The sequence below is a fragment of the Sporofaciens musculi genome, assembly GCF_009830285.1.
GTDB classification, from domain to species: domain Bacteria; phylum Bacillota; class Clostridia; order Lachnospirales; family Lachnospiraceae; genus Sporofaciens; species Sporofaciens musculi.
In genome coordinates this window covers 4,972,645-4,994,600 of record NZ_WUQX01000001.1, presented here as the reverse complement: position 1 = coordinate 4,994,600, position 21,956 = coordinate 4,972,645, and the positions used below count along the sequence as shown (strand labels likewise).

At 43.9% G+C, this 21,956-nt stretch carries 18 protein-coding genes and 1 other annotated feature; of the genes, 13 read left to right on the top strand and 5 right to left on the bottom strand.

The genetic code is table 11. The features are described 5' to 3' along the window. Nucleotides 1-27: 27 nt before the first annotated feature. The gene (locus GN277_RS25320; RefSeq protein ID WP_204162795.1) at nucleotides 28-1,278 is read left to right on the top strand and encodes a TIGR02679 domain-containing protein; all 1,251 of its coding nucleotides are present in this window, start codon (nucleotides 28-30) and stop codon (nucleotides 1,276-1,278) included. 98 nt (nucleotides 1,279-1,376) lie between these two features. On the opposite strand, the gene GN277_RS25315 is transcribed toward GN277_RS25320, so the two are convergent. After that, nucleotides 1,377-2,801, bottom strand: coding sequence for an MATE family efflux transporter (locus GN277_RS25315; protein WP_244324904.1), 1,425 nt, complete (start codon nucleotides 2,799-2,801; stop codon nucleotides 1,377-1,379). 405 nt (nucleotides 2,802-3,206) lie between these two features. Between GN277_RS25315 and GN277_RS25310 the strand changes: the two genes are divergently transcribed. The 4 genes from GN277_RS25310 (at nucleotide 3,207) to GN277_RS25295 (ending at nucleotide 6,573) form a co-directional block, all read left to right on the top strand. Further along, nucleotides 3,207-3,908 carry a response regulator transcription factor gene (locus tag GN277_RS25310; RefSeq protein ID WP_159755298.1) on the top strand — a complete coding sequence of 234 codons (702 nt, stop codon included), beginning with the start codon at nucleotides 3,207-3,209 and terminating at the stop codon, nucleotides 3,906-3,908. Continuing rightward, on the top strand, nucleotides 3,901-4,836 hold the full coding sequence (locus GN277_RS25305; protein WP_159755296.1) for a sensor histidine kinase: 936 nt from the start codon (nucleotides 3,901-3,903) through the stop codon (nucleotides 4,834-4,836). Before GN277_RS25310 ends, GN277_RS25305 begins: the two co-directional genes overlap by 8 nt. A gap of 115 nt (nucleotides 4,837-4,951) precedes the next feature. Then, entirely contained in the window at nucleotides 4,952-5,875 is a 924-nt protein-coding gene (locus tag GN277_RS25300) for an ABC transporter ATP-binding protein (RefSeq protein ID WP_159755293.1), read from the top strand. After that, nucleotides 5,869-6,573 (top strand): ABC transporter permease, encoded by a 705-nt coding sequence (locus GN277_RS25295; RefSeq protein WP_159755290.1) that lies wholly within the window; start codon nucleotides 5,869-5,871, stop codon nucleotides 6,571-6,573. The genes GN277_RS25300 and GN277_RS25295 overlap by 7 nt, the downstream gene beginning before the upstream one ends. A 103-nt stretch (nucleotides 6,574-6,676) precedes the next feature. Here GN277_RS25295 and GN277_RS25290 read toward each other — a convergent pair whose 3' ends face one another. Then, nucleotides 6,677-7,756 carry an alpha/beta hydrolase family protein gene (locus GN277_RS25290; RefSeq protein WP_159755287.1) on the bottom strand — a complete coding sequence of 360 codons (1,080 nt, stop codon included), beginning with the start codon at nucleotides 7,754-7,756 and terminating at the stop codon, nucleotides 6,677-6,679. Between the two features lie 187 nt (nucleotides 7,757-7,943). Here GN277_RS25290 and GN277_RS25285 point away from each other — a divergent pair, with 187 nt between their 5' ends. Beyond that, nucleotides 7,944-8,462: a GNAT family N-acetyltransferase gene (locus GN277_RS25285; RefSeq protein WP_159755284.1), complete on the top strand. Its 519-nt coding sequence runs from the start codon at nucleotides 7,944-7,946 to the stop codon at nucleotides 8,460-8,462. A gap of 69 nt (nucleotides 8,463-8,531) precedes the next feature. After that, nucleotides 8,532-8,807, top strand: coding sequence for a hypothetical protein (locus tag GN277_RS25280; protein WP_244324902.1), 276 nt, complete (start codon nucleotides 8,532-8,534; stop codon nucleotides 8,805-8,807). Between the two features lie 283 nt (nucleotides 8,808-9,090). Here the strand turns inward: GN277_RS25280 and GN277_RS25275 are convergent, their stop codons facing one another. The 3 genes from GN277_RS25275 to GN277_RS25265 are packed head-to-tail and all read right to left on the bottom strand — an operon-like array spanning nucleotide 9,091 to nucleotide 12,727. Beyond that, a complete protein-coding gene (locus GN277_RS25275; protein ID WP_159755281.1) occupies nucleotides 9,091-10,275 on the bottom strand; it encodes a toxic anion resistance protein in 1,185 nt (394 codons plus the stop codon). A 22-nt stretch (nucleotides 10,276-10,297) separates the two neighbouring features. Continuing rightward, entirely contained in the window at nucleotides 10,298-11,983 is a 1,686-nt protein-coding gene (locus GN277_RS25270; RefSeq protein WP_159755278.1) for a vWA domain-containing protein, read from the bottom strand. Nucleotides 11,984-11,995: 12 nt separating this feature from the next. Further along, nucleotides 11,996-12,727: a hypothetical protein gene (locus GN277_RS25265; protein ID WP_159755275.1), complete on the bottom strand. Its 732-nt coding sequence runs from the start codon at nucleotides 12,725-12,727 to the stop codon at nucleotides 11,996-11,998. Between the two features lie 297 nt (nucleotides 12,728-13,024). On the opposite strand from GN277_RS25265, the gene GN277_RS25260 reads away from it, so the two are divergent. From GN277_RS25260 to GN277_RS25235, 6 genes are all read left to right on the top strand, one after another. Then, nucleotides 13,025-13,402 (top strand): Imm41 family immunity protein, encoded by a 378-nt coding sequence (locus GN277_RS25260; protein ID WP_159755272.1) that lies wholly within the window; start codon nucleotides 13,025-13,027, stop codon nucleotides 13,400-13,402. A 212-nt stretch (nucleotides 13,403-13,614) separates the two neighbouring features. Beyond that, entirely contained in the window at nucleotides 13,615-14,868 is a 1,254-nt protein-coding gene (locus tag GN277_RS25255; protein WP_159755269.1) for a BAR domain-containing protein, read from the top strand. Nucleotides 14,869-14,899: 31 nt separating this feature from the next. Then, the gene (locus tag GN277_RS25250; protein WP_159757185.1) at nucleotides 14,900-15,703 is read left to right on the top strand and encodes a protein-ADP-ribose hydrolase; all 804 of its coding nucleotides are present in this window, start codon (nucleotides 14,900-14,902) and stop codon (nucleotides 15,701-15,703) included. A gap of 128 nt (nucleotides 15,704-15,831) precedes the next feature. Next, complete coding sequence (locus GN277_RS25245; RefSeq protein ID WP_159755266.1) at nucleotides 15,832-16,776, top strand: AEC family transporter; 945 nt, start codon at nucleotides 15,832-15,834, stop codon at nucleotides 16,774-16,776. A 95-nt stretch (nucleotides 16,777-16,871) separates the two neighbouring features. Further along, a complete protein-coding gene (locus tag GN277_RS25240; RefSeq protein ID WP_159755263.1) occupies nucleotides 16,872-18,812 on the top strand; it encodes an SEL1-like repeat protein in 1,941 nt (646 codons plus the stop codon). Nucleotides 18,813-18,908: 96 nt separating this feature from the next. Then, nucleotides 18,909-19,199 (top strand) — a binding site (T-box leader). A gap of 94 nt (nucleotides 19,200-19,293) precedes the next feature. Further along, nucleotides 19,294-21,951 (top strand): valine--tRNA ligase, encoded by a 2,658-nt coding sequence (locus tag GN277_RS25235; protein WP_159755260.1) that lies wholly within the window; start codon nucleotides 19,294-19,296, stop codon nucleotides 21,949-21,951. The last annotated feature ends 5 nt before the right edge of the window (nucleotides 21,952-21,956 follow it).

Here is a 21,956-nt window from a genome sequence, read left to right as displayed (position 1 = left end):
TTTCAGAAAAATAAAGCATATACTCGTATGTTTATAGAGATGAAGAAGAAATACATAAAATATGGGAAGCTTTCAGGGAAAATTTTTCTTGAAAATTTGTCTGAGGCGGAATGCAGCGCATTGAGTGCAGTTTTGGGGAGAAGTCTGCTGCCGGGCGATTTTTCAATTTCTGTTTCCCAGCTGCAAGCGGCATTGAATGAGACGAAGTACTGTGGTGTTGAACTGGAGGCGCTTGTAGAAAAATATTTTAATGAAAAGATACTGTCAAACAGCCAGAAGAGAGATGAAAGGACTGAGTTAAATAAACGATTTTGGGATGCTGTACTGCATGAGGCAGGAAGCCGGTTTGGAAAGGACGCCAAGGGAATACTTTGGCTAAATGAAATGCGGGAACAACGAAAATATGGCTATCAGCGAATTATAAGGGAAAGAGAAAAATCGAGGGATGGTATAAAGGAAGTGCTTATGGAGGTGTGCAACGCATTGGCATACTTGCAGCAAAGGGAAGGAGATAGAAAGGAAAATGTCAGGTTGGCTGTGCTGGGGGCAGAAATAACAAAGAATCCCCACTACTTTGACAGGCAGAATGCTGCAGGGCGTTTATTGATTAGCGCTTTAAGCTTTACATATAAGATAGAGGAGCCGAAAGCACAGGAGGGTGTTTTGGCTTTGTATTATATGGCGGGGATTGCTCCAGACGATATCTCTAGCTATACTACATGTTATGGAATCCATTTCTATGAGGGTGACAGTGAACATGAGGCCTATCAATATTTTATTAGAAAGGGCGAAAAATATGTTCTGACGCTTTCTAATCTGAGCAGATTGGCAAGGGCGGACAGCAGCAGGAAGACAGTCTTTATTATCGAAAACCAGATGGTTTTTTCCCAAGTGTGTGAAGAAATGAGAGGGGAAGAATATTCAATCGTGTGCACTTCCGGGCAGTTAAGAACAGCTTCTTTATTTTTAATAGATTTACTGTTAAAATCCGGATGTAAATTATATTACTGCGGCGATATTGATCCGGAAGGGATTGAGATAGCAGATAGAGTGATTGCAAGAGGTTCTGGGCAGATTTTTCCATGGAGAATGACTAGGGAGGACTATTACCGTTCAATATCGAAGGATATACTTGCAGAGAAACGGTTGAAACGGTTGGGTAAGATTGGGAATGTCCAATTGAGGGAACTTGCAAAACTTTTGAAGGCAGAGAAAAAAGCAGGGTATCAGGAGCAGTTGATTGATTTGATGGTGGAGGATATTAAGGCAGTAAAATAGAAGCGTTAGTGAACGGTTAAGAAAATAGTAGCTTTTGTAATGGCTGAATATCACTGTTTGTGGAACATATTCAGCCATTTCTATATAATTATTTTAACCTAATTTTGTTTGGATAGACTCTTTTTGGCTGTGAGCGCCGCCTTGAATTCCGGAAGCGCAGACCGTCCCACTTCTGTTACAGGTTTAATCCATTTTCCGCTTATGGTGTACCACGTTTCAAAGATAAGCCGGATTAGCTCATCCGTGTACAGGAATGAGAACACGGCGAGGAACGGAAGATGCCAAATCATGCCGGCAGCCCATGTTGCAGGGACGCTTACTGTAAACAGGCAGATAATCTCAAGAAGAGTTCCGAAAACGGCTTCTCCGCCGGCGCGGTAACAGCAGTTCATAATATAATTGCAGGTACGTATGGTTCCGGCGGCAAGATAGATGAGTATCATATATTTGCCGAAAAACATAGCCTCTGCTCCAAGGCCGAACAGGGAAAGCAGGGGGCGGTTGAGTAAAAGTCCAATCAGGCAGATGGTGAAGGTAATCGACGGACACAGTAGGGCAAATTTTTTCATATACTGGTAGCCGCTCATCAGATGACCTGAGCCAACCTCCTTTCCCACAACCACGGAGGATGCATCTGCAAGGCCCGCAAAAAAGGCAAAGACAAATCCCTCCAGGACACGGAAGGCAGCCATTGCAGCAATGGCGGATTCAGACTGATGCCCGATTACGATATTAATCAGCATTTGCCCGATTCCGTAGAATAATTCATTAAAAATAATGGGCAGACATTTGCTCATATATTCCTTATGAAAACCGTCATGCCAGGACAACATGTCTTTTACTCTCAGAACAATGGTTTTCTTATCCTTTATAAGAAAAATAAACAGCACAAACACATTTACAATACCGGATACTAAAGTGCCGACTGCCGCACCTGCCGCACCCATACGAGGCATACCAAACCGTCCATAAATCAGAATCCAATTAAGGATGAAGTTCGTAATCAGCGCAAGAATAGAACTGAACAGAGGCGGCTTCACCCGTTCTGTAGAACGCATGAGGAAGCTGATAATCATGGCAATTACTTGCAGGGGGTAGGCAAATCCTACAATCCGAATATAAGGAGCGCCGATTGCGATGATATTGGCTTTGTCTGTATAGATTCCCAGTATGAAATCTGGATTGGCAACAGCCGCCCCGCCAAAGAGGAGGGATACAGCCAGCATACAGGTAAGGGCGAGCCCAAAGGCCTGGTTGATGCCCCTCTCATTGCGGGCGCCCCAATACTGGGAGAAAAACAACAGTCCCCCGCTTGCGAAACCAAAGTAGCAGGAAAAGAATAAAGATGTAATCTGTGAGCAGATTCCCACTGCTGCTACAGATAATTCACCCTGACTGCCAATCATAATCGTATCTACCATGCTTGCCGTTGTAGATAAAAAGTTCTGAAATGCGATGGGCAGCGCGATTGTAAAAACAGTCCGAAAGAAGCTTGTCCAGCTTATTTTTTCATTCCTCATCATTTGACTCCTTTCATTTTTGTATATTTTCTGCTAATTCCCCATAAGACTCGTATTTCCCATTATACCTTGAAAACAGAACTTTGCAAGAGTTATTTATTAAATATATGACAATAGAGGATTCCTATATATTTAAGAGTATGATTTTATGAATGATAATGGTATAATAAAAAATTAAAAGAATTATTTTTTTGCGAGCTTGGCTTGAGAGAGGATGTGGCGAATGGCGAAGATTTTTAATACTGTCGGTTGTTGTGAGCCTGAATTAAATTATATGGTAGATTTAACCAGCCGCTCAGGTGTTTATTGATTTTCTTGCACAGCTTCGCGCGTGTTATTTAAGGAGAAGAACTGTGGTTTGAGTAGATAAAGTGGGAAACTCCGCTTCACCCAAGAAAGAGAGGAACAATGAATAAGATTTTATTAGTCGAGGATGACCCGGAAATCAGCATCATGCTAAAGAACTTTCTGCTCACAGAGAATTTCGAGGTAATCACCGCAATGGACGGTGAAAGCGCATGCCGCCAATTCTTTTCAGATACCTTCAGTATAGTGCTGTTGGATTTGATGATACCTAAAATAAGCGGTATAGAGGTCATGAGCAGAATCAGAGAGAACAGTACAGTCCCCATCATTATCATATCAGCAAAAGATACAGATTCCGACAAGACTCTGGGCCTTGGTTTAGGGGCGGACGATTATATCACAAAACCATTTTCTGTCACAGAAGTATTAGCGCGTATCAAAGCGAATATCAGAAGAAGCACACAGTATGCCGCAGGCGCCGCCCCCCAGGAGACGGTACTTAGGAAGGGCTGTCTTATCATGAATCTGAATGATTATTCCGTAACAAAAAACGGAAACAAAATAGAACTTACTTCAAAAGAATTTGAAATCTTAAAGCTATTATTACAGAATCCAAACAAAGTCTATACGAAAGAGCAGATGTATTCTCTTGTGTGGAACGACGCGTATCTGGGTGATGAAAATGCAGTAAATGTCCATATCAGCAGATTAAGGAATAAGATTGAGGACAATCCCCGTAAGCCTCAGTATATCATTACGGTATGGGGAATTGGCTACAAGTTAGGAGACATGAAAAATGAGTGACGACACTATTCTGTTCTTTTTGACCGTATTGGTTCTGATTCTGTTCCTAATAATTTTATATCAGCGTTTTGTCTTTCGCAGAGGAATACAGACGAAGCTTAGGCAGATAAACGAAAAATTAGAGGAGATAGCAGAAACAGACAGCGATGAAAAGGTAATGATATTCACAGATCATCCTGTTCTGATGGAGTTAGGGGCGCAGATAAACCGGTTGTTAGTAGACCGCCAGAGAATAAAGGCAGACTTCAAAAGGGAGGAAATTTCTTCAAAAAAAATGCTGTCAAACATATCCCATGATATCAAAACACCGCTGACCGTTATATTAGGATATCTGGAAATCATGCGCTTGAGCAATGCAGAGGATGAAATGCTGATAAAGACGGAAGCAAAAGCCAAACAGGTGATGGCGATGATTAATCAGTTTTTTACATTGGCAAAATTGGAAGCCGGAGATATGGATATCAGCTTATGCAAAATCAATATATGTGAAGTTTGCAGGGAAAATGTGCTGGAGTTTTATGATATTTTACTGCAAAAAGAATTTAAGGTTGATTTGGTGATTCCAGAGTCTGCCGTTTATGTGCAGGGCGATAAAGATGCGCTGCAAAGAATCCTGTACAATTTATTATCGAATGTTATACGCTATGGAAGCTACGGGAAATATCTGGGAGTTTTTTTGCGTCAGGAAAAGAGCTCCGTATACATAGATGTTGTAGATAAGGGGAAAGGGATTGAAAAGGAATTTACGGCAAATGTATTTGACAGGCTATATACTATGGAGGATTCCAGAAATCGGGAAATACAGGGGAATGGGCTTGGCCTGACAATCGCCAGAAATCTTGCGGTTCAGTTAGGGGGAGATTTGACTTTGGACAGCATACCGAATGTAAAAACAACGTTTACGGTGAGATTGAAAAGAATAAGATAGAATGAAAGAATTTCGTAAGAATTCGTCAAGAGTTTTGAAAATCTATGCCTCTATAATGATATTCATAAAGCAAACAGACACCTTTCAAGGTGTTTTGAAAGAGAGGAGGCAGAACATGTCTTACATTTTACAAACGACCCATCTGTGCAAGACAATAGATGGAAAAGAACTGGTAACTGACGTGAATATCCATATTAAAAAAGGTGAAATCTACGGATTTTTAGGACCGAACGGCGCCGGAAAAACTACGGTGATGAAGATGATCACAAATCTCTGGAAGCCAACCTCCGGCACAGTCACACTGTTTGGAAAAACACTAGAGCCGACTTCTTACGAAGTACTGAAGCGAATGGGAAGTATCATTGAATTCCCCACCTTTTATGACCACTTAAGCGGTAAAGAAAACCTTAAGCTGCATTGTGAATATATGGGTTATTACAACAAAGGCAGTATTGAAGAAGCCTTGGAAATGCTGAATCTGACTAAAGACGCGGATAAACCTGCAAAAAGCTATTCTCTGGGTATGAGGCAGCGGCTGGGAATCGCCCGTGCAATCCTGTGCAGGCCAGAGCTTTTAATTCTTGACGAGCCTACCAATGGCTTAGACCCAAAAGGGATGAAGCAGCTTCGGGATTTATTTAAGATGCTGTGTGTGGAATATGGTATGACCCTTATGATATCCAGCCATCTTCTCTCCGAGATTGAGAACATAGCCGATACGGTGGGAGTAATCAACCATGGAAAGATGATGAAAGAAATTTCCATGAAGGAAATCGCGGAGGCCAATACGGCCTATATAGAGCTGACGGTAGAAAATACTAAGAAAGCCGCCTATGTGCTGGCTGATAAAATGAAGTTAAGCAATTTCAAAATTATGGATGATTCCAGAATCCGCATTTATGAGAGAGGGGTTATGACCCAGGGCATTTCAAAGGAATTGCTGATGAACGGCGTTGAGCTGATTTCTCTCAACCAGCATACGGAAACTTTGGAGGAGTATTTCTTAAAAATGACAGCGGAGGTGGGAAAGTCATGTTAAAGTTAATCAGACTTGAATGGAAGAAGAACCATATTGGAAAATATATTCGGGGTGCGGTTATTATGGCGTTTGTGCTTGGTTTATTTATCTTTGCTCTGGCATTCTTAGGCATTGCAAATGATCCGGACGGAACTCTGGACGCCGCGCCGGGGACAGATGTGGTTTCTGCGCCTATTGAATTATTTACGAGCATGGCGTTCCTTATTTACACCAGCGTTATGCTGGCATCCTTTATCGTAAGCGCGTACAAGGACAAAACCATGAATCTGATGTTCTCTTATCCTATTAAACGTCAGAAAATACTGGCTTCACAGATGGCTGCGGTTTGGATTTTTAACTTTTGCGCCCTTACATTAACAAAGCTGGCGGTTTATATGTGTGTGTTTCTGGGGACAAGGACTATGCAGTCGTCGTTTGCTATTGATTTTGACATGGGCGGTTTATCCTTTTATCTCCAACTGATTCTAAAATCTGTGGTGATTGTAAGTATGAGTTTTATCGCTCTGTTTGTGGGAATGGCTATGAAATCTTCAAAAGCGACAATCATTACCTCGTTTTTGTTAATTTTTGTTACACAGGCAAATGTGGGAGATTTTACCATGGCGGGCGACCGGTTTTTCCCTGCAGTTTTAACAGTGATTTCATTCGTATTTGCGGCTTTGTCAATCTATAATGTGGAAAATAAAGATTTGATTTAGATAGCATTCCGAACAGGAAAGTAGTAAATAGAGTATTCAGACAGAGAAAAACGGCATAGCCGCTAAGACTATGCCGCAATTTGATACAGATATGTAATCATTTTCAAAGAGCAGAGTCATAAAAGTCTAACATCTGCTGCATTAAATCATAATCGAATTCATAGCATTTACTTTTATCAAGATTTTGCTTCATAAATTCCTCCTTAATCTCGGCAGTGTACTCACCGCCGTTTGCCTCAACATAAGCGGTATAGTCCTTGTTAAGCTGCTCTTTATAGCGGCGTGCCGCGTCTGAATAGTATACGCTGTCGTGTCCTCTGTCCTCATATTCAATAAAATGAAAACGTGGAGTTTCTCCATAGGCATTATAAAACTTCTCATATCCATTTTCGGGAAGAACGGTTGAATCGTCTTTGCTGTGAAGAATCATGATTTCTGCGTCAGATGCCCCAAAGCCGTCAATAGCGGTATAGGAGGCATATTTCCCGAATTTCAGCCGTTCATACACAGAGACATAGGGCATAAATAATTTGATGCCAGAACCAATGATGGACTCTCCCTGCTGTTCAAATAAATCGATTGAACGGTTGAAGCCGGCGACGAGGACAGCGGCTTTCACATCTGTATGGCAGTTCAGCACGCTACCGACGCAATAGCCGCCCCAGCTATGCCCGAATAAAACAATGGGTAAATCTTGATATTCGTCCGTTTGCTTGACATAGCGCAGAGCAAAATCAAGGTCAATGACGCCTTGAGGCATACCTCCTACTGCTTCACCTTCGCTTTTGTCGTTTCCGGTTGCGTCGTAAGCAAAGACAAGGTAGCCGTTTGAAGTAAAGTAGTCGGCAATATCCATATAAGTGTTGTGTCCGCCGCCGCCCAAACCATGGGCAATTACGAGTACGCCTTTTATCTCCTGGTTCTCTTTTGAATAATGATAACCTGCAAGGAGTTGGCCGTTATTCGACGGAAATGTGGATTCCGTGACTTTTAAGCCATCAAATTCATTGACAGAATATGCCATCCACTGGGCAGTCTCAAATCGTTTGCCAAAATTATCAAGATAGATAAGGCGGGTCAGAATAGGCATAATAATGAAGAAAAATATTACTAAAATACAGATGATTATAACCAGAGCGATTTTCTTTTTGCTTCGAGGGTGCTGCGCTTTTTTGTTTTCCATTTGAGGATGAATCTCCTTTATCATTTTTGACAGGTTTCTTTGCTATATGAGAATTATTATATATTATTAGGGTTAGATATTCAACAATGAGACGGGGTACATGAACAACAAAGTTCTAATTTGACTTCTAAAAGTATTTTCTATAAAATGGATAAAAAGAAGGAACGCAAGGGGGGAGTGGAAATATATGATACTTGAAACAGATAGATTATACTTACGGGAACTGAATCAGGGGGATTATGGCTCTTTATGTAATATATTACAAGATGAAAAAGCCATGTATGCCTACGAAGGGGCATTTAGCGATGATGAAGTGCAGGAATGGCTGGACAGGCAGATTGCGCGTTATCAAAAATGGGGGTTTGGTCTGTGGGCAGTTATTTTGAAAGAAACAGACGAGATGATTGGACAGTGCGGGCTAACAATGCAGCCGTGGAAAGAGAAGGGGGTACTGGAGATTGGATATCTTTTTTGGCGTCTGTATTGGCATCAGGGATATGCCATAGAAGCAGCCAGAGCCTGTAAAAAGTATGCGTTTGAGAGATTGGATGCTGATGAGGTTTGCTCTATAATCAGAGATACGAATACAGCTTCTCAGAATGTGGCTCTTAAGAATGGAATGACGGTGGCGGACAGTTGGACGAAGCATTACCGTGGTGTTGATATGCCTCATTTTCGCTACGTGGCCAAGCGCAATCTTATTTAATGGCAAGATTGATGGAGGCGTATTACCTGATTGAAATGATAGCTTGTGCTGCTTAGGAGGATTTCTATAATGGAAAAAGTCAAAACATTTTGGGAAAAGGACGGATATGTTCTTAGATCAGCATGCAGAGAGGATGCAGAAAATTATTATCAGCAAAATTTTAACCCGCTAGAGCCAGAGGTTTCGCGGCTCACCGGATGTAAGCCTTCGTTTACCCACGACGAGGTTGTAAATTTCTTTCTTTCGTGTATAGATGACGAGGGGCGTTATGATTTTTTATCTGTTTGCACCGCTTGGAATTGGATGTATTCTCTTTTAATCCAAGGGCTGAAAAGGCATATTTAAAGGTCGGTTTTAAGCGGGAGGGCGTATTGAGAGATGCCGTAAAAGATGGAGATACATATGGGGACGATATTCTCATGGCAATGTTGGAGGACGAGTGGAGAGAGCTTCAAAAGAATATGATTTCATAAGAAGGGGATGTTGCAGTAAGCAAAAGAATTACAAGATATGGCAGAATCCAGTTTTTAGAAAATACCATATCGTGTAGATTTTGTGCTTAATACAACATCCCTTTTAGGATTCACATACGGAATGCTTCACAGTATGAAGGGGGCATTTTATATAATTAGAAGCCGATACTTTTCCCTTTTTCCAGCCTGGTAAGCTGCCGTTCCCCTTCATCCGCAATCGTCCGGAAATCTTGAATCGTCTGTGCCATCTGTGGCAATGCCTTTTCCTTGTAGGTACTAATATCATCTAATGCAGACAAGGTATCTGCAAATGCCTGTTTCAGAGTGTCCGGTGAGATACTGGCCTCAACAGCCTCCCGCTGGATGGCGGTTCCCTGTTCTTTCAGCATACGTGATGTTGCGCTAATCATATTGTTGGTGGTAGCGTTTAACATCTGGACTTTTTCCAGGACGATTTTCTGGTTATACAGCGCGCCGGCAACAGTGACCGCCACACGAAGGGCGGCGACTGTTACAGTCTGGGCTCGGTCAACAGCGCGAATCAGCTCCAGGTTATTTTTACGGATTACTTCCATGGCGATGATTCCCTGCTGGTTCACCACCAATAATTGCTGGAAATCCATCAGTCTTTGTCTAAGGGGGAAGATGATTTCCTCCTCCACAAATTTAATGCGTTCTTCAGAATCACCGGAAATCTTTGCATTTTCTACCGCATTTGCCAGATAGCTGTCAAGCTGTGAGCCCAGTTCAATCTTCTGAGTCAACTGTTTTGTCAGCTCACGCATGGACGCCTGCTCAATCTCCAGGGTGGTGTTGTCATTTTTCAGGACCGTTCGTCCCTTTTCCAAGGTTTTCACGATGCCTGCAATTTCTGCATCGGCAGTTTTGAAACGCTCAAAATAGCGACGGATAGGGTTAAATACCTTACCAAGAACACCGGTTTTGGTAAAATCCAGACCGGATGGATCTAAGTCCCTCATTTTGATAGACAGTTCCTCCAGACCCTTTGCTACTTCGCCGGATTCTCCGCCTGCGCGGCTAAAATCACCCATCCGCTTCTGTAGGATGCTGTTTTTCGCCTGTGACTGCCGGACCAGGTCCGAGCCGAAAGTCTCGACCACCTGAACGAATTCCCGACGCTGTGAGAGAGAATCCAAATCTACAGCCATAATCTGGTCGGCTTTATCTTTGACCACATTAGTAATAGCCGTCTTTTCTTCAGGAGTGGGCTTAAGTTCTGCCACGACCTCTTTCTTGATTGCTTCTGTGTCAGGCAAATCTAGTGAAAATCCGCCTGCGCTTTCTTTTGTGTTTGGTAAATCCAGTGAAAATCCGCTCATAATTTTCCTCCTTGCTTTTGGGCTACATATTGGCATTGAATAATGTTTTTAGCTGGTAGACGACGTCATCCGTTGAAGCGTCGATACTTGCCGCCTCGTTGACGGAGCTGATGCTTTGGAGGGCCGACAGGTCGGCATTGTAGCCAATGGTATATACGGGTATCTTTAATCCGCTTAAAATGTCTCGGATATCATTTAAATTGTAGCCTACATTGGTTTCTCCGTCGCTTAAGACAAACAGCATAGGTTTTGCATCCGGATATTCCTCCATCTGCTTGCGAATCATATTAAGTGCGACGCAGATCGCGTCAAAGGTTGCGGTACCTCCAGAGGCGTATAGATTCTCTACGCTTCCTTTAAAATATGTCTGCTGCTCCAGATTAAACTGCCCAATAGGAAGTTCAATGGTTACATCATCCGCATAACTTACAAGTCCGATATAATTTTCAGGATTAATGTATTTCATACTGTTAATCAGTGAAGTTTGGAGAGCGATTAGCGGCTCTCCGTCCATACTGCCGGAAACGTCTGCCACAAATACGCTGATAACCGGTCTGCCGTTATCCTTGTTTGTTTTGTAAAGCTTCTGGGCGGCTGTCAGAATATCGCCGGAAACCGGCTCATATTCGCAGGTATAGTCGTTCATACTGTTAAAGCCGAATTCTGTTGCCCTTGCTTTTGCCTTGTCTGAAGCGCAGAATTTTGCAAAAAGGTTGAGAATCTCTTTCTTCTCAGGGCTTATGGAGTCTACGCAGACTAGCGGGTTATCGTGGCGGTAGCCGTAGGGAGTGAAGGTATAGTTATTGGACAGCATGGTGTCGTTTGTATAGGACTGGTATTCCATAATGAAGCCGTCCAGAGAGCCGTTTTCCGCAGCTTCCCGCATCTGCATAGTGGTTAAGGCCACAAAAGGCACGTTTTTCTGGAATTTCTGGAAACCTGCGGTAGCTGTCTCAGACAGCGGGTTATTCAAATCATACCGTTCCAGCGTACAGATTAGGAAGTTCAGACCTGCGCTGCTGGCAAATGGGTTGGTATATCCCATTGCAAATTCACCGGCTTCGGTGGCCTCAGTAATAGCCTTCAGGTCTACGCTTCCGTATTTTTCTACGATTTGGGCATTCGTTTCTTTGGAGAGAAGAATACCGGCAACGTTGCCCACCAGGCTTTCTGAAATGGTTTCTGTGGTGGTCCCTTTTGCGTTAAGCATGTCAACCCAGAGTATGCTGGAGGGGGCAAAGCCTTCTGGTACAGCTTTTCCTGTGGCAATGTAATCCAATGCCTGGCCGCTGTTGACATTGCGGATTTGGACGGAAACTGTCTGTCCGTCCACCTGGAAGCCCTGGGCATTGAATTCGGAAGCCATCTCGTTCAGCCATCCGTCTGTCCCGCTTCCAGCCTTTTCAGGAGAGGAAAAGATCTCCGCATAGAGGCTGGTTTCTGCCTTCACTTGGACTTTACAGGTGTCAATGTCTGGAAGTTCGTTTGCTTCATCGTCTACTGAGTCGTACTCAATGGGGGATTTAACAGGGACTCCGGTATCAGGGTTGATCTTGTCAACCATTCGGGAAAGACGTTTTTCGGCGCTTTCTTCGGATATTACTTTTTCTGATTTGCCAATGTTGCGGGTAGCGTAAATGCCGCCAAAGACTGCGGCGCATACAAGTACGATGACACAGGCTAGAATTCCTATAGCTTTTTTGTTCATAAAGTATTCCTCCTACTGATAATACTTGGTTTCGTCGGTGAGTCGTTCAATCTCTCCGATTAGTTCATTGTTTAGGTTTGTATCGTCTCCGGAAGATGATGAGGATATTTCCATTGCCAGAGCATCAAGCTTCAGAAGAAGCTTCTCATTGTGGGCGATGGTTGCTCGGACATTATCGAAATTCTTCTGATACAGCCTTAGCTGTTCCTCCTGGATATCATCAGGGATGTCGTCCTCGCGATAATGCTGGAGTCTGGCGTATTCTTTTTCGTCGAAAAGACGCATCCTGTTGGCCATTGCCACCACATTTTTTATGGCGGCGGTTTCGGCTGCAGCCGCTACGCTGTCGAATTTGTCAAAGCTCATTGTCCCTTGGGTAAACTTCTGAGCAAGGATTCCTGTCAGCCGCTGTCTGCACTGGAAGATCCGGTCTAGCTGCTCAGAGGCGGTTCTTGCCAGACTGCCGAAATATTTGCCTTCACAGTGGCTTCTTAAGATGTCCTTGGCTTTGTCAAGGTCGTGGACATCGTCCAGTGTGACAGGCTTTCGGTCAGGCTCTTTAAGGAGACGGATATTGACCAAAAAGAAAGACAGAATTAGGAGCAGCGCCGCAATGATAGACATTCCTGCCCGAAAAATACTGTAATCGGACAGCCTTAAGTTTACAAGTCCAGGTGAATACAGGATTACTGCGGCTATTGCAATAGATAGATTTGCAAGGATTAATTTTATATATTTTTTCACAACATCCCCTCCCGCTTGGCTTAAAGGTTTAAGCAATTATTGTATATTCTACATTATACGACACATATTGATTTCTGACAAGTTGGCAGTTCTTTACAAATAGGCAAAATAGGCAATATTCTGTGTTTTCGTTGTTGTGAATACCGCAGGTGTGAAAAGTAACTTGACAGTAACAGTTGACAGGCTGCTATTGGAATACATTCCTTGAAGTTTCAGGAAAAAAGGATTATGATTAAGAAAGACATTCCAGAGATTTCTGGTAAATCAAGTATTGAGGGATAATTTGGGAGGCTATGGATGAATAGAATGGAGCTTCATGATGCGTATACAATTTTAGAACGGAATTACAGATGCCAGGAGAACAGCATAATCTATGATTTACATGAGAATTCGCAGTTTTCAGTTCAATTTTTCTGGGAATTTTATGACAGTGTCATGACTTTGGCACAAGATGCTCTTGGCAAAGGGGCGAATATTCAGACGGCAATGAAGATTACATTTGTCTATCAGCAAATCCTAAAAGAGATGATATTTCATTTTGATGAGCAGGATGAAAGCCGACTGAAACATTTTCCCAGGAATTATATGGAGTATATTGAGAGATTAGACGATGGGCTTAGCGCGTATTTTTGTGGAGTGTTTATAGACGAGAAGCTTTATAGTCTAAAAAGATAAGATATTTTGTGAAAATATGTTTGGGATTGTGTTTTGCCATTAGATGCACTATACTAAAAGACAAGAATTCTAAAAGGCGTTCGTCTTTTATATTCTCACAGACAGTTCGTCTGATGATTACCTGATCATTATTTTAAAATGCAAAAATTAATATGATGTATTACATTAACGGTGATATTTTTGCAAAATCGTAACAGAAAGGGGGAAATTGGGTGGAGAAAGTGCAGGGCAGTATGGGAGCGCTCAGTGCCATGCAGATTACGGCAGATACACATGGGCTGGATATCCAGACAAAAACAATCCTGCAATATGCAGAGGTGCTGGCCGTTATCCTTAAAGGGACAGTACCTGAATATGGTGGTCATACCTTACAGGAGATTATGGGATTTATAGAAGCGGAGTCTATTACCAGCACTACGGAAGTCTCCCCTGGCAGAACCAACACGGAAATCAGAGGTGAAAATTCAGAGTTTTTTCATCTAAACGAGAAGACAACTCGTTTCGATCTGGCATTTCGCGCCAGGAATCCATTACTTTCCACAGAAGATATACAGATTAATTTACATTTTGATGTAGAGCCGCAGAAAACATATACTCCTGGATACCCGATTGAGAAACGGGGGATTTATTATCTTGCGCGGCGTCTTTCTTCCCAGTTGTCTTTGGTTTTAGACGAAACAGACTATTCTCAGCTTGCCAAATGTTATAGTATTTGGATTTGTCGGGATGAAATTTTACCCGAAGAACGTTACAGTATATCGTTCTATGAGATGGCAAACACAAAAAATACAGTCCCTAATTCCGTGGCCAAAGAAAATTATGATTTGATGACGTTAGTGGTTATCAAATTAGGTGACGAGGTGTATAATGGGGGCAGGGAAGACGAGGGATACGACCTTTTACGTTTTCTGAATGCAATTATGTATCCGCACAAGGATGACTTTATGGCTACTGTGACGGAGTACATTGATTATTCTGAGAATGAGGAATTGTGGAAGGAGGTAACGCATGTGAGTAGTCTGGAACAGGTTATCTTTGAAGGGGCGGTAGACGATGCTAAAAAGCTTGTGGCAAAGGAAATGAAGAAAGCCAGGGAAGAATTGGATATGGCTTGGAAAAGACTATATGTAGCCAGAGAAAAAGTGTATGTAGAGAATAAAAAAGCATATGAGGAGAGAGAGGAAGCGTATGCAGAAAGAAACGAAGCATATGTAGAAAGAGACGAAGCATACGAAGCCAGAGATGAAGCGTACGAAGCCAGAGATGAAGCGTACGAAGCCAGAGACGAAGCGTACGAAGCCAGAGACGAAGCATATGCAGCTCTGGAGAAAGGAATACAGGCAATCATCCAGGATAACCTGAATGAGAAAGTACCAAAGGAGAGAATCCTCCTAAAGCTACAAAAACTTTTTGGTTTTACGGAAGAAAAGTCAGAGCAGTATTATAAAAAATATTCTTTGCTGTAGCCTATGGATGATTGTTTAGGAGGAGCAGATGATAACGAGAGAAGAACGGGTAGAAAGTCTGGTTCATTTTCTGATGCAGGAAAGAGAAGGCTACGAGGCGGTTATGGAGCCTGTGGACTATGAAAGAAAACGCCGGCTTTTGCGCAGTTTGATGAATGTACGCTGGCCAGGCGAAGCGACAGAGGAGTTCATTAAGCAGCAGGATGAGCTGCTGGCGCAGGAGCTTAAAGAGAAAGGGATTGTCAGTATTAGGGAGATACCTGTGATTCGTGATGTCTGGCCGTGTAATGGAGTCCGTAATTGGGAGAGGATTTCCCTGTGGCGCGGGGATATAACAAGGATTGAGGCGGATGCCATTGTCAATGCAGCAAACAGTCAGCTTTTGGGCTGCTTCGTGCCTTGTCACGGGTGTATTGATAATGTGATCCATTCAGCAGCAGGAATCCAGCTTCGCAACGAGTGTGCAAGGCTTATGGAGGAGCAGGGACATGAAGAACCGACAGGGAGGGCAAAGATTACGAAGGGATATAATCTTCCGGCAAAATACGTTCTTCATACCGTAGGCCCGATTGTGGGGATGCAGGTGACACAGAGGCAGAAAGAGGAATTAAAGTCCTGTTATTTAAGCTGTTTGAAGCTGGCAGAGAAGAAGGGGCTTAAGTCTGTGGTGTTCTGCTGTATTTCCACAGGAGAGTTTCATTTTCCAAACAAACTGGCAGCACAGATTGCCGTGGATACGGTGGACCGCTACCTTACGTCATCTGCCATTGAGCGGGTGGTGTTCAATGTATTTAAGGAGGAGGATCAGAATATCTATAAGAAGCTGTTTCAATGATGAAAAAAGTGTGCTAAGATTATTTTGTATCTAAAGCAAGGATGACGAACGTTCACCCTTGCTTTTATCGTTGAAAATGATTTATGATAAACTGGTTAAAAGAAAATCAAAAGGGAGGCTTACTATATATGGAAAATCTATTTTTTAGCCTGAATGCAACGGTTCCAGTATTTCTTATGATGGTTCTAGGGCTGCTTCTTCATAAGATTGGATGGATTGACGATGAGTTCGCATCTAAGATGAACCAGTTTGTATTTCGGGTTCCGCTGCCGCTTCTTTTGTTTGGCGATTTGGCGAGGGTAGATTTTGGTAAAGTTTGGAGTCCAAAGTTTGTCCTGTTTTGCTTTGCTGTGACAGTGATTAGCATAGGGATATCGGCGGCTCTGTCTTTTTTCTTTAAAGACAGGACGATACAGGGAGAATTCATTCAGGCTTCCTACCGAAGCAGCGCGGCGATTCTTGGAATTGCATTTATCCAGAATATTTACGGCACGTCGGGGATGGCGCCCCTTATGATTATTGGAAGCGTTCCGCTATATAATGTTATGGCTGTGCTTGTTCTCTCTCTGTGTAAGCCTGAGCAGAAGGGGGATTTTCAGGCCGTATTTCACAGAACCATTAAAGGAATCGTGACAAATCCAATTATCCTTGGAATTGTGGCAGGACTTTTATGGTCGGCCCTTGGGCTGCCGTTGCCGCGGATGTTGGATAAAATGGTGTCGAGTGTGTCAGGGATGACCACGCCGATGGGACTAATCGCAATGGGGGCGGCGTTTGATATACGGAAAGCATTTGCGAAGATGAAACCAGCGGCCGCAGCCGCAGTAATTAAGCTGGTGGGGTTTTGTGCACTTTTTCTTCCTGTGGCTGTGGGAATGGGATTTCGCAGGGAGGAATTGGTGGCGATTCTGGTTATGCTTGGATCTGCAACAACGGTGAGCTGTTATGTGATGGCGAAGAATATGGGGCATGAAGGAGTTCTGTCTTCCAGTGTGGTTATGCTGACGACCTTGCTGAGCGCATTTACACTGACAGGGTGGCTGTACGTGCTGCGAAGTTTAGGGCTCATATAGATAAATATATGACAAATATACCATAGTGTGGTAAAATAGGAGCATACGAAAGCAGGGGATAACCCTTTGAGGTATCAGGGAGTAGGAGATAAAGTATGAGAAAATGGGTTGAGTATGCCGTAGAGAATTATAAGGGGAAGAATTCATTTGGATTTCAACTTGCAAAGGACTTGAAAGAGAGACAGATAGAACGGGCAATAGAGCGGTATGCAAGGGGTGTGCAGCAAAAAGAGGTAACGGCGATTTTGGATACGTCTGCGTTCAAGTCAGGAAAGACGGGCTTCTTATTGACGGACCGATACTTGTACAGCGATAAATGCAAAGACGATGGCCCGATTGGTCTTACGTATCTTAAAAGTGTTTCGGTGAAGCCTGAGAATAACAGCTCTTGTGTGGTGACGTTTCAGGACGGCAGTACGAGAGAGATAGATATCTCCGTATTTTTGGATGTGGTGGACGTACTGAAGCTAATCATTGAGCAGAAAGAGAAGTATGAAGCCGAGGAAAAGGAAAGGGAGGAGACGGAAGAAGGGACGGAAGAAGAACCGGAGCCATTGGAGGAAATGGAGACGCCAAAGACCCAGAGGGAAAAGAATGAAGACGTGCAGCAGGGACCGCTTGGAATAACAATAGAGCCTGAACTGCCAAAGGAAACAGGCGAGACGACAGAAGCTGCAGAACTGGATAAAATGGGGACATCAAAGGAATTGGTGAAATTTTCGAGCCTGGATGAAGCAGAGTCTGTCCTAGCTTCTGATGGTTCACACAATATGGAAACCTCTGAAATGGCAATCGAGATTGTTCAGATTGACGAGCTGGATGAGCCTGAGGAATCGGAGGAAGCGAGAAAGATGCGCTGGCTTGCAGATTTTATTCAGTCTGAGGAGTTAGATTGGGGAGACGACACGGGAGCTTTTCAGGTGTCTCAGTTGGAGAAGGATTGGATTGACGAGATTGATGGGAAAACGGCAAAGGCTTCTGATGAGCAGAACTTGACTGAGCAGGGAGAAACAGAAGATGAAGAAGATGTGCAGGAGGAGGCCCTGTTTGATGAGCTGTTAAAGAAGGCAGAAGTAGGGGAGCCTGAGGCAATGTTCCAAGTGGCTGAGCTAAGTTACGAAGGGAATTATACGGTGAAGGATCAGAAGCTGGCTCTGCGATGGTACCGTGAAGCTGCGAAGTTAGAGTATGTACCTGCAATGCTTAAGATGATGCGTTTCTATGAAAAGGGGGAGATGGTAAAGCAGAACTTAAAGCTTAGCATGAGTTGGGCGAAAAAAGCGGCGGCCACAGGCGAGGCAGAGGGAAAGTATGCTCTTGCTGAGGCATACATTTATGGAGGCGCCGGAAAGCAGGACGTAGAAGAAGGTTTAAAGATTCTTGATGAGATGGCGGACGACGGTGATGAAAAGGCTTTACAGAAGGCAGAAGATATTCGTCAGAAGGTCAAGCGGGCAAAAGAGCGGTTCGACGCAGGAATCCGGCAGCCGAGCACCGCTTCAGGCAATTATGAGATGGGCTTATACTGTCAGACAGGGGACGGATTCTATACATATCCCAAAGAGGCAGTTCAGTACTTCTTGAAAGCTGCTGAAAAAGAGCATGTTCATGCACAGTATCAGCTTGCCTTGGCGTACCACACAGGAGAGGGAACAAAGAAAAATGAGGACGAGTGTGTAAAATGGCTTGAAAAAGCAGCGGCAAAGAGCCATAAGGAGGCAACCGAGCTGCTTAAAGAGATTCAGGAGAAGCAGCGGATTAAACGGGAAAAGACGGAGTTCAAGAATCATCTAAGACAAGCTGAGAAGGGAGATGCCTATGCCCAGGCGAAGGTGGCAGAGCTGTATCTGAATGGGGTTGGAGTCAAAGAAGATATTCAGAAAGGAATCGAATGGTATGAGAAGGCCAGCGAGACGGACGAGGGCTATGCGGCGCGTCAGTTGGCGAAGATTTACAGTGAAGGAAGGTACGTACTAAAGGATGATGAGAAGGCGGCTTATTGGCGGATGATTGGCGGGGTGTTGGATGAATTGTAACACCTTAAGACTTTCTGAAAATTCCTTAAACTCCTTGACAAACCTCTTTTGGGTGTCTATAATCCTCTTTAAAGTTTAAAGAGCAAAATTAATAGCACAAAGGCATTGAAGGAGAGGAGTACGCATAAGTTCATTCTGACAGAGAGAGCGTCCAAGAAAGCTGAGGCAAATAGTGACAGAGGATTGCAGCAGTCTTTAGGCTGAGAGGCGCTTAAGAATAGAGATGCAGAAGGTAGCTTCTGAGCCGGATGACTGAACGTTATGAGTATGATAAGTAAGCCATCCCGAAGTCGTTCCCGTTAAAGAATAAGATGAGAGGTATAGAAGTCTTTCTTCTATATAGAATAAAGGTGGTACCGCGATTCGATTTATTCAATCGCCCTTTACACAGTAAAGGGCGGTTTTTTAATACCTGAAACACAGCTTAAGGTACATACGCCCTTAGTAGAGATTTAATCAATAGGAAAGCGAGGAAATGTACATGAGCCAGAATTTGGAGACAACCTACAATCCGAAAGAGATTGAACCGAAATTATATCAGAAATGGTGTGACAACAATTATTTTCATGCAGAGGTGGACAGAAGCAGGAAACCATTTACCACAGTGATGCCTCCGCCGAATATTACGGGTAAGCTGCATATGGGCCATGCCCTTGACAACACTATGCAGGACATTATTATTCGTTACAAGAGGATGCAGGGATACAATGCCTTGTGGGTGCCAGGGACGGACCATGCCGCTATTTCTACAGAAGTAAAGGTAACGAACCAGTTAAAGGAGGAAGGCATTGACAAGAAGGAATTAGGACGTGAAAAGTTTCTTGAGCGGACCTGGCAGTGGAAGGAAGAATATGCGGGAACGATCGAGGGACAACTTAAGAAGTTAGGCGTTTCCTGCGACTGGGACAGAGAACGCTTCACCATGGACGAGGGCTGCTCGAAGGCGGTTGAGGAGGTATTCATAAGTCTGTATGAAAAGGGATATATTTACAAAGGCTCCAGAATCATCAACTGGTGTCCGGTTTGTAAGACGGCCATCTCTGACGCAGAGGTTGAGCATGAGGAGCAGGACGGATTTTTCTGGCATATTAAATATCCCATTATAGGGACAAAGGAATTTCTTGAGATTGCCACTACTCGTCCGGAAACCATGCTTGGAGACACGGCCATTGCGGTACATCCGGATGATGAGAGATATCAGAGTATTGTTGGGAAAAAAGCGTTGCTGCCCCTGGTGAACAGGGAGATTCCGATTGTGGCAGATTATTATGTAGATAAAGAATTCGGAACCGGTGCAGTTAAGATTACGCCAGCCCATGACCCTAACGACTTTGAAGTCGGCAAGCGTCATAATCTTCCGGAGATTAATGTTATGAATGACGACGCAACCATTAATGAGCAGGGCGGCAAATATGCCGGTATGGAGCGTTACGAGGCGAGAAGGGCGATTGTTAAGGATTTGGAGGAACAGGGTTATCTTGTGAAAATTGTTCCCCATTCTCATAATGTAGGTACTCACGAGAGATGTAAGACGACAGTAGAGCCGCTGATTAAGCAGCAATGGTTTGTGAAGATGGAAGAGTTGGCCAAGCCTGCCATTGAGGCCATTAAGAACGGCGAGCTTAAGTTTGTGCCTGAACGGTTTGATAAGGTGTATCTGCGGTGGCTTGAGAATATTCGCGACTGGTGTATTTCACGTCAGATTTGGTGGGGACACAGAATTCCGGCGTACTATTGTGACGAGTGTGGAGAGATTGTAGTGTCAAAAGGTATGCCCAAGGTATGTCCGAAATGCGGAGGTAAACATTTTACTCAGGATGAGGATACGTTAGATACCTGGTTTTCTTCTGCATTGTGGCCGTTCTCCACTCTTGGATGGCCGGAGAATACAGAAGATTTGGATTATTTCTATCCGACAGACGTACTTGTTACAGGGTATGATATCATTTTCTTCTGGGTAGTGCGGATGGTATTTTCCGGATATGCCCATACAGGAAAGTCGCCGTTCCATACTGTATTCATCCATGGCTTGATTCGGGATTCCCAGGGACGTAAGATGAGCAAGTCTTTAGGAAACGGCATCGACCCGTTGGAGATTATTGACCAGTACGGCGCGGACGCTTTGCGTATGACGGTAATGACGGGAAATGCGCCTGGCAACGACATGCGCTTCTATCACGAGCGAGTAGAGGCAAGCCGTAATTTTGCCAATAAGGTTTGGAATGCTTCCAGATTTATACTGATGAACCTTGGCGATAAAGAGCTTAATGAGCCTGCGGACTTTAAGCTTCGTCCGGGAGACCGTTGGATTTTGTCTAAGTGTAACAACTTGATTCGCGAAGTGACCGAGAACATGGATAAGTTTGAGCTTGGGATTGCCCTGTCGAAGATATATGATTTCCTGTGGGATGAGTTCTGCGATTGGTATATCGAGGTGGCGAAGTATCGAATCTACCATGCAGATGAGGATGCCCAGAGCGCTAATGACGCGTTGTGGACCCTTAGGGAGGTATTAAAGAAGTCCTTGAAGCTTTTGCATCCCTATATGCCATTTGTCACAGAGGAGATTTACAGCAAGCTCGTACCAGAGGAAGAAGCTCTGATGATGTCAGAGTGGCCCGTGTACGAGGAGAAATACCATTTCCCTCTGGCAGAGAGTATTGTGGAGCATTTCAAGGCGATTATCCGCGGTGTGCGTAACGTGCGTGCCGAGATGAATGTACCTAATTCCCGCAAGGCGACGGTGTACGTTGTCTGCGAGAACCAGCAGTTGTGTTCAGGGCTTTTCCTCTTAAGCAATGCGGCGGTTATGATGTCGTCTGCTAATGAATTCATTATCCAGAAGGATAAGACAGGAATCGCAGATGATGCGGTATCTATTGTGGTTCCGGATGCGACAGTGTACGTTCCGTTGGAGGAGTTGATTGATTTTGCCCAGGAGATCGAGCGTCTGACTAAGGAGGATACGAGACTTGGAAAAGAGATTGCCCGTGCCGAGGGTATGCTGAACAATGAAAAGTTCGTGAGCAAGGCGCCAAAGGCAAAGGTCCAGGAGGAACGGGAGAAGCTTGAAAAATATAGACAAATGAAGGCACAGGTATGTGAACGGCTTGAGAGCCTAAAGGCGAAGCAGGCATAGATTTC

What these genes read in the sequence shown, in the direction of transcription:
- GN277_RS25315 (WP_244324904.1), bottom strand. Translation starts at nt 2,801, where the DNA reads ATGATGAGGAATGAAAAAATAAGCTGGACAAGCTTCTTTCGGACTGTT.
- GN277_RS25310 (WP_159755298.1), top strand. Translation starts at nt 3,207, where the DNA reads ATGAATAAGATTTTATTAGTCGAGGATGACCCGGAAATCAGCATCATG.
- GN277_RS25285 (WP_159755284.1), top strand. Translation starts at nt 7,944, where the DNA reads ATGATACTTGAAACAGATAGATTATACTTACGGGAACTGAATCAGGGG.
- GN277_RS25305 (WP_159755296.1), top strand. Translation starts at nt 3,901, where the DNA reads ATGAGTGACGACACTATTCTGTTCTTTTTGACCGTATTGGTTCTGATT.
- GN277_RS25235 (WP_159755260.1), top strand. Translation starts at nt 19,294, where the DNA reads ATGAGCCAGAATTTGGAGACAACCTACAATCCGAAAGAGATTGAACCG.
- GN277_RS25240 (WP_159755263.1), top strand. Translation starts at nt 16,872, where the DNA reads ATGAGAAAATGGGTTGAGTATGCCGTAGAGAATTATAAGGGGAAGAAT.
- GN277_RS25280 (WP_244324902.1), top strand. Translation starts at nt 8,532, where the DNA reads ATGGAAAAAGTCAAAACATTTTGGGAAAAGGACGGATATGTTCTTAGA.
- GN277_RS25300 (WP_159755293.1), top strand. Translation starts at nt 4,952, where the DNA reads ATGTCTTACATTTTACAAACGACCCATCTGTGCAAGACAATAGATGGA.
- GN277_RS25295 (WP_159755290.1), top strand. Translation starts at nt 5,869, where the DNA reads ATGTTAAAGTTAATCAGACTTGAATGGAAGAAGAACCATATTGGAAAA.
- GN277_RS25270 (WP_159755278.1), bottom strand. Translation starts at nt 11,983, where the DNA reads ATGAACAAAAAAGCTATAGGAATTCTAGCCTGTGTCATCGTACTTGTA.
- GN277_RS25275 (WP_159755281.1), bottom strand. Translation starts at nt 10,275, where the DNA reads ATGAGCGGATTTTCACTGGATTTACCAAACACAAAAGAAAGCGCAGGC.
- GN277_RS25290 (WP_159755287.1), bottom strand. Translation starts at nt 7,756, where the DNA reads ATGGAAAACAAAAAAGCGCAGCACCCTCGAAGCAAAAAGAAAATCGCT.
- GN277_RS25245 (WP_159755266.1), top strand. Translation starts at nt 15,832, where the DNA reads ATGGAAAATCTATTTTTTAGCCTGAATGCAACGGTTCCAGTATTTCTT.
- GN277_RS25320 (WP_204162795.1), top strand. Translation starts at nt 28, where the DNA reads ATGTTTATAGAGATGAAGAAGAAATACATAAAATATGGGAAGCTTTCA.
- GN277_RS25260 (WP_159755272.1), top strand. Translation starts at nt 13,025, where the DNA reads ATGAATAGAATGGAGCTTCATGATGCGTATACAATTTTAGAACGGAAT.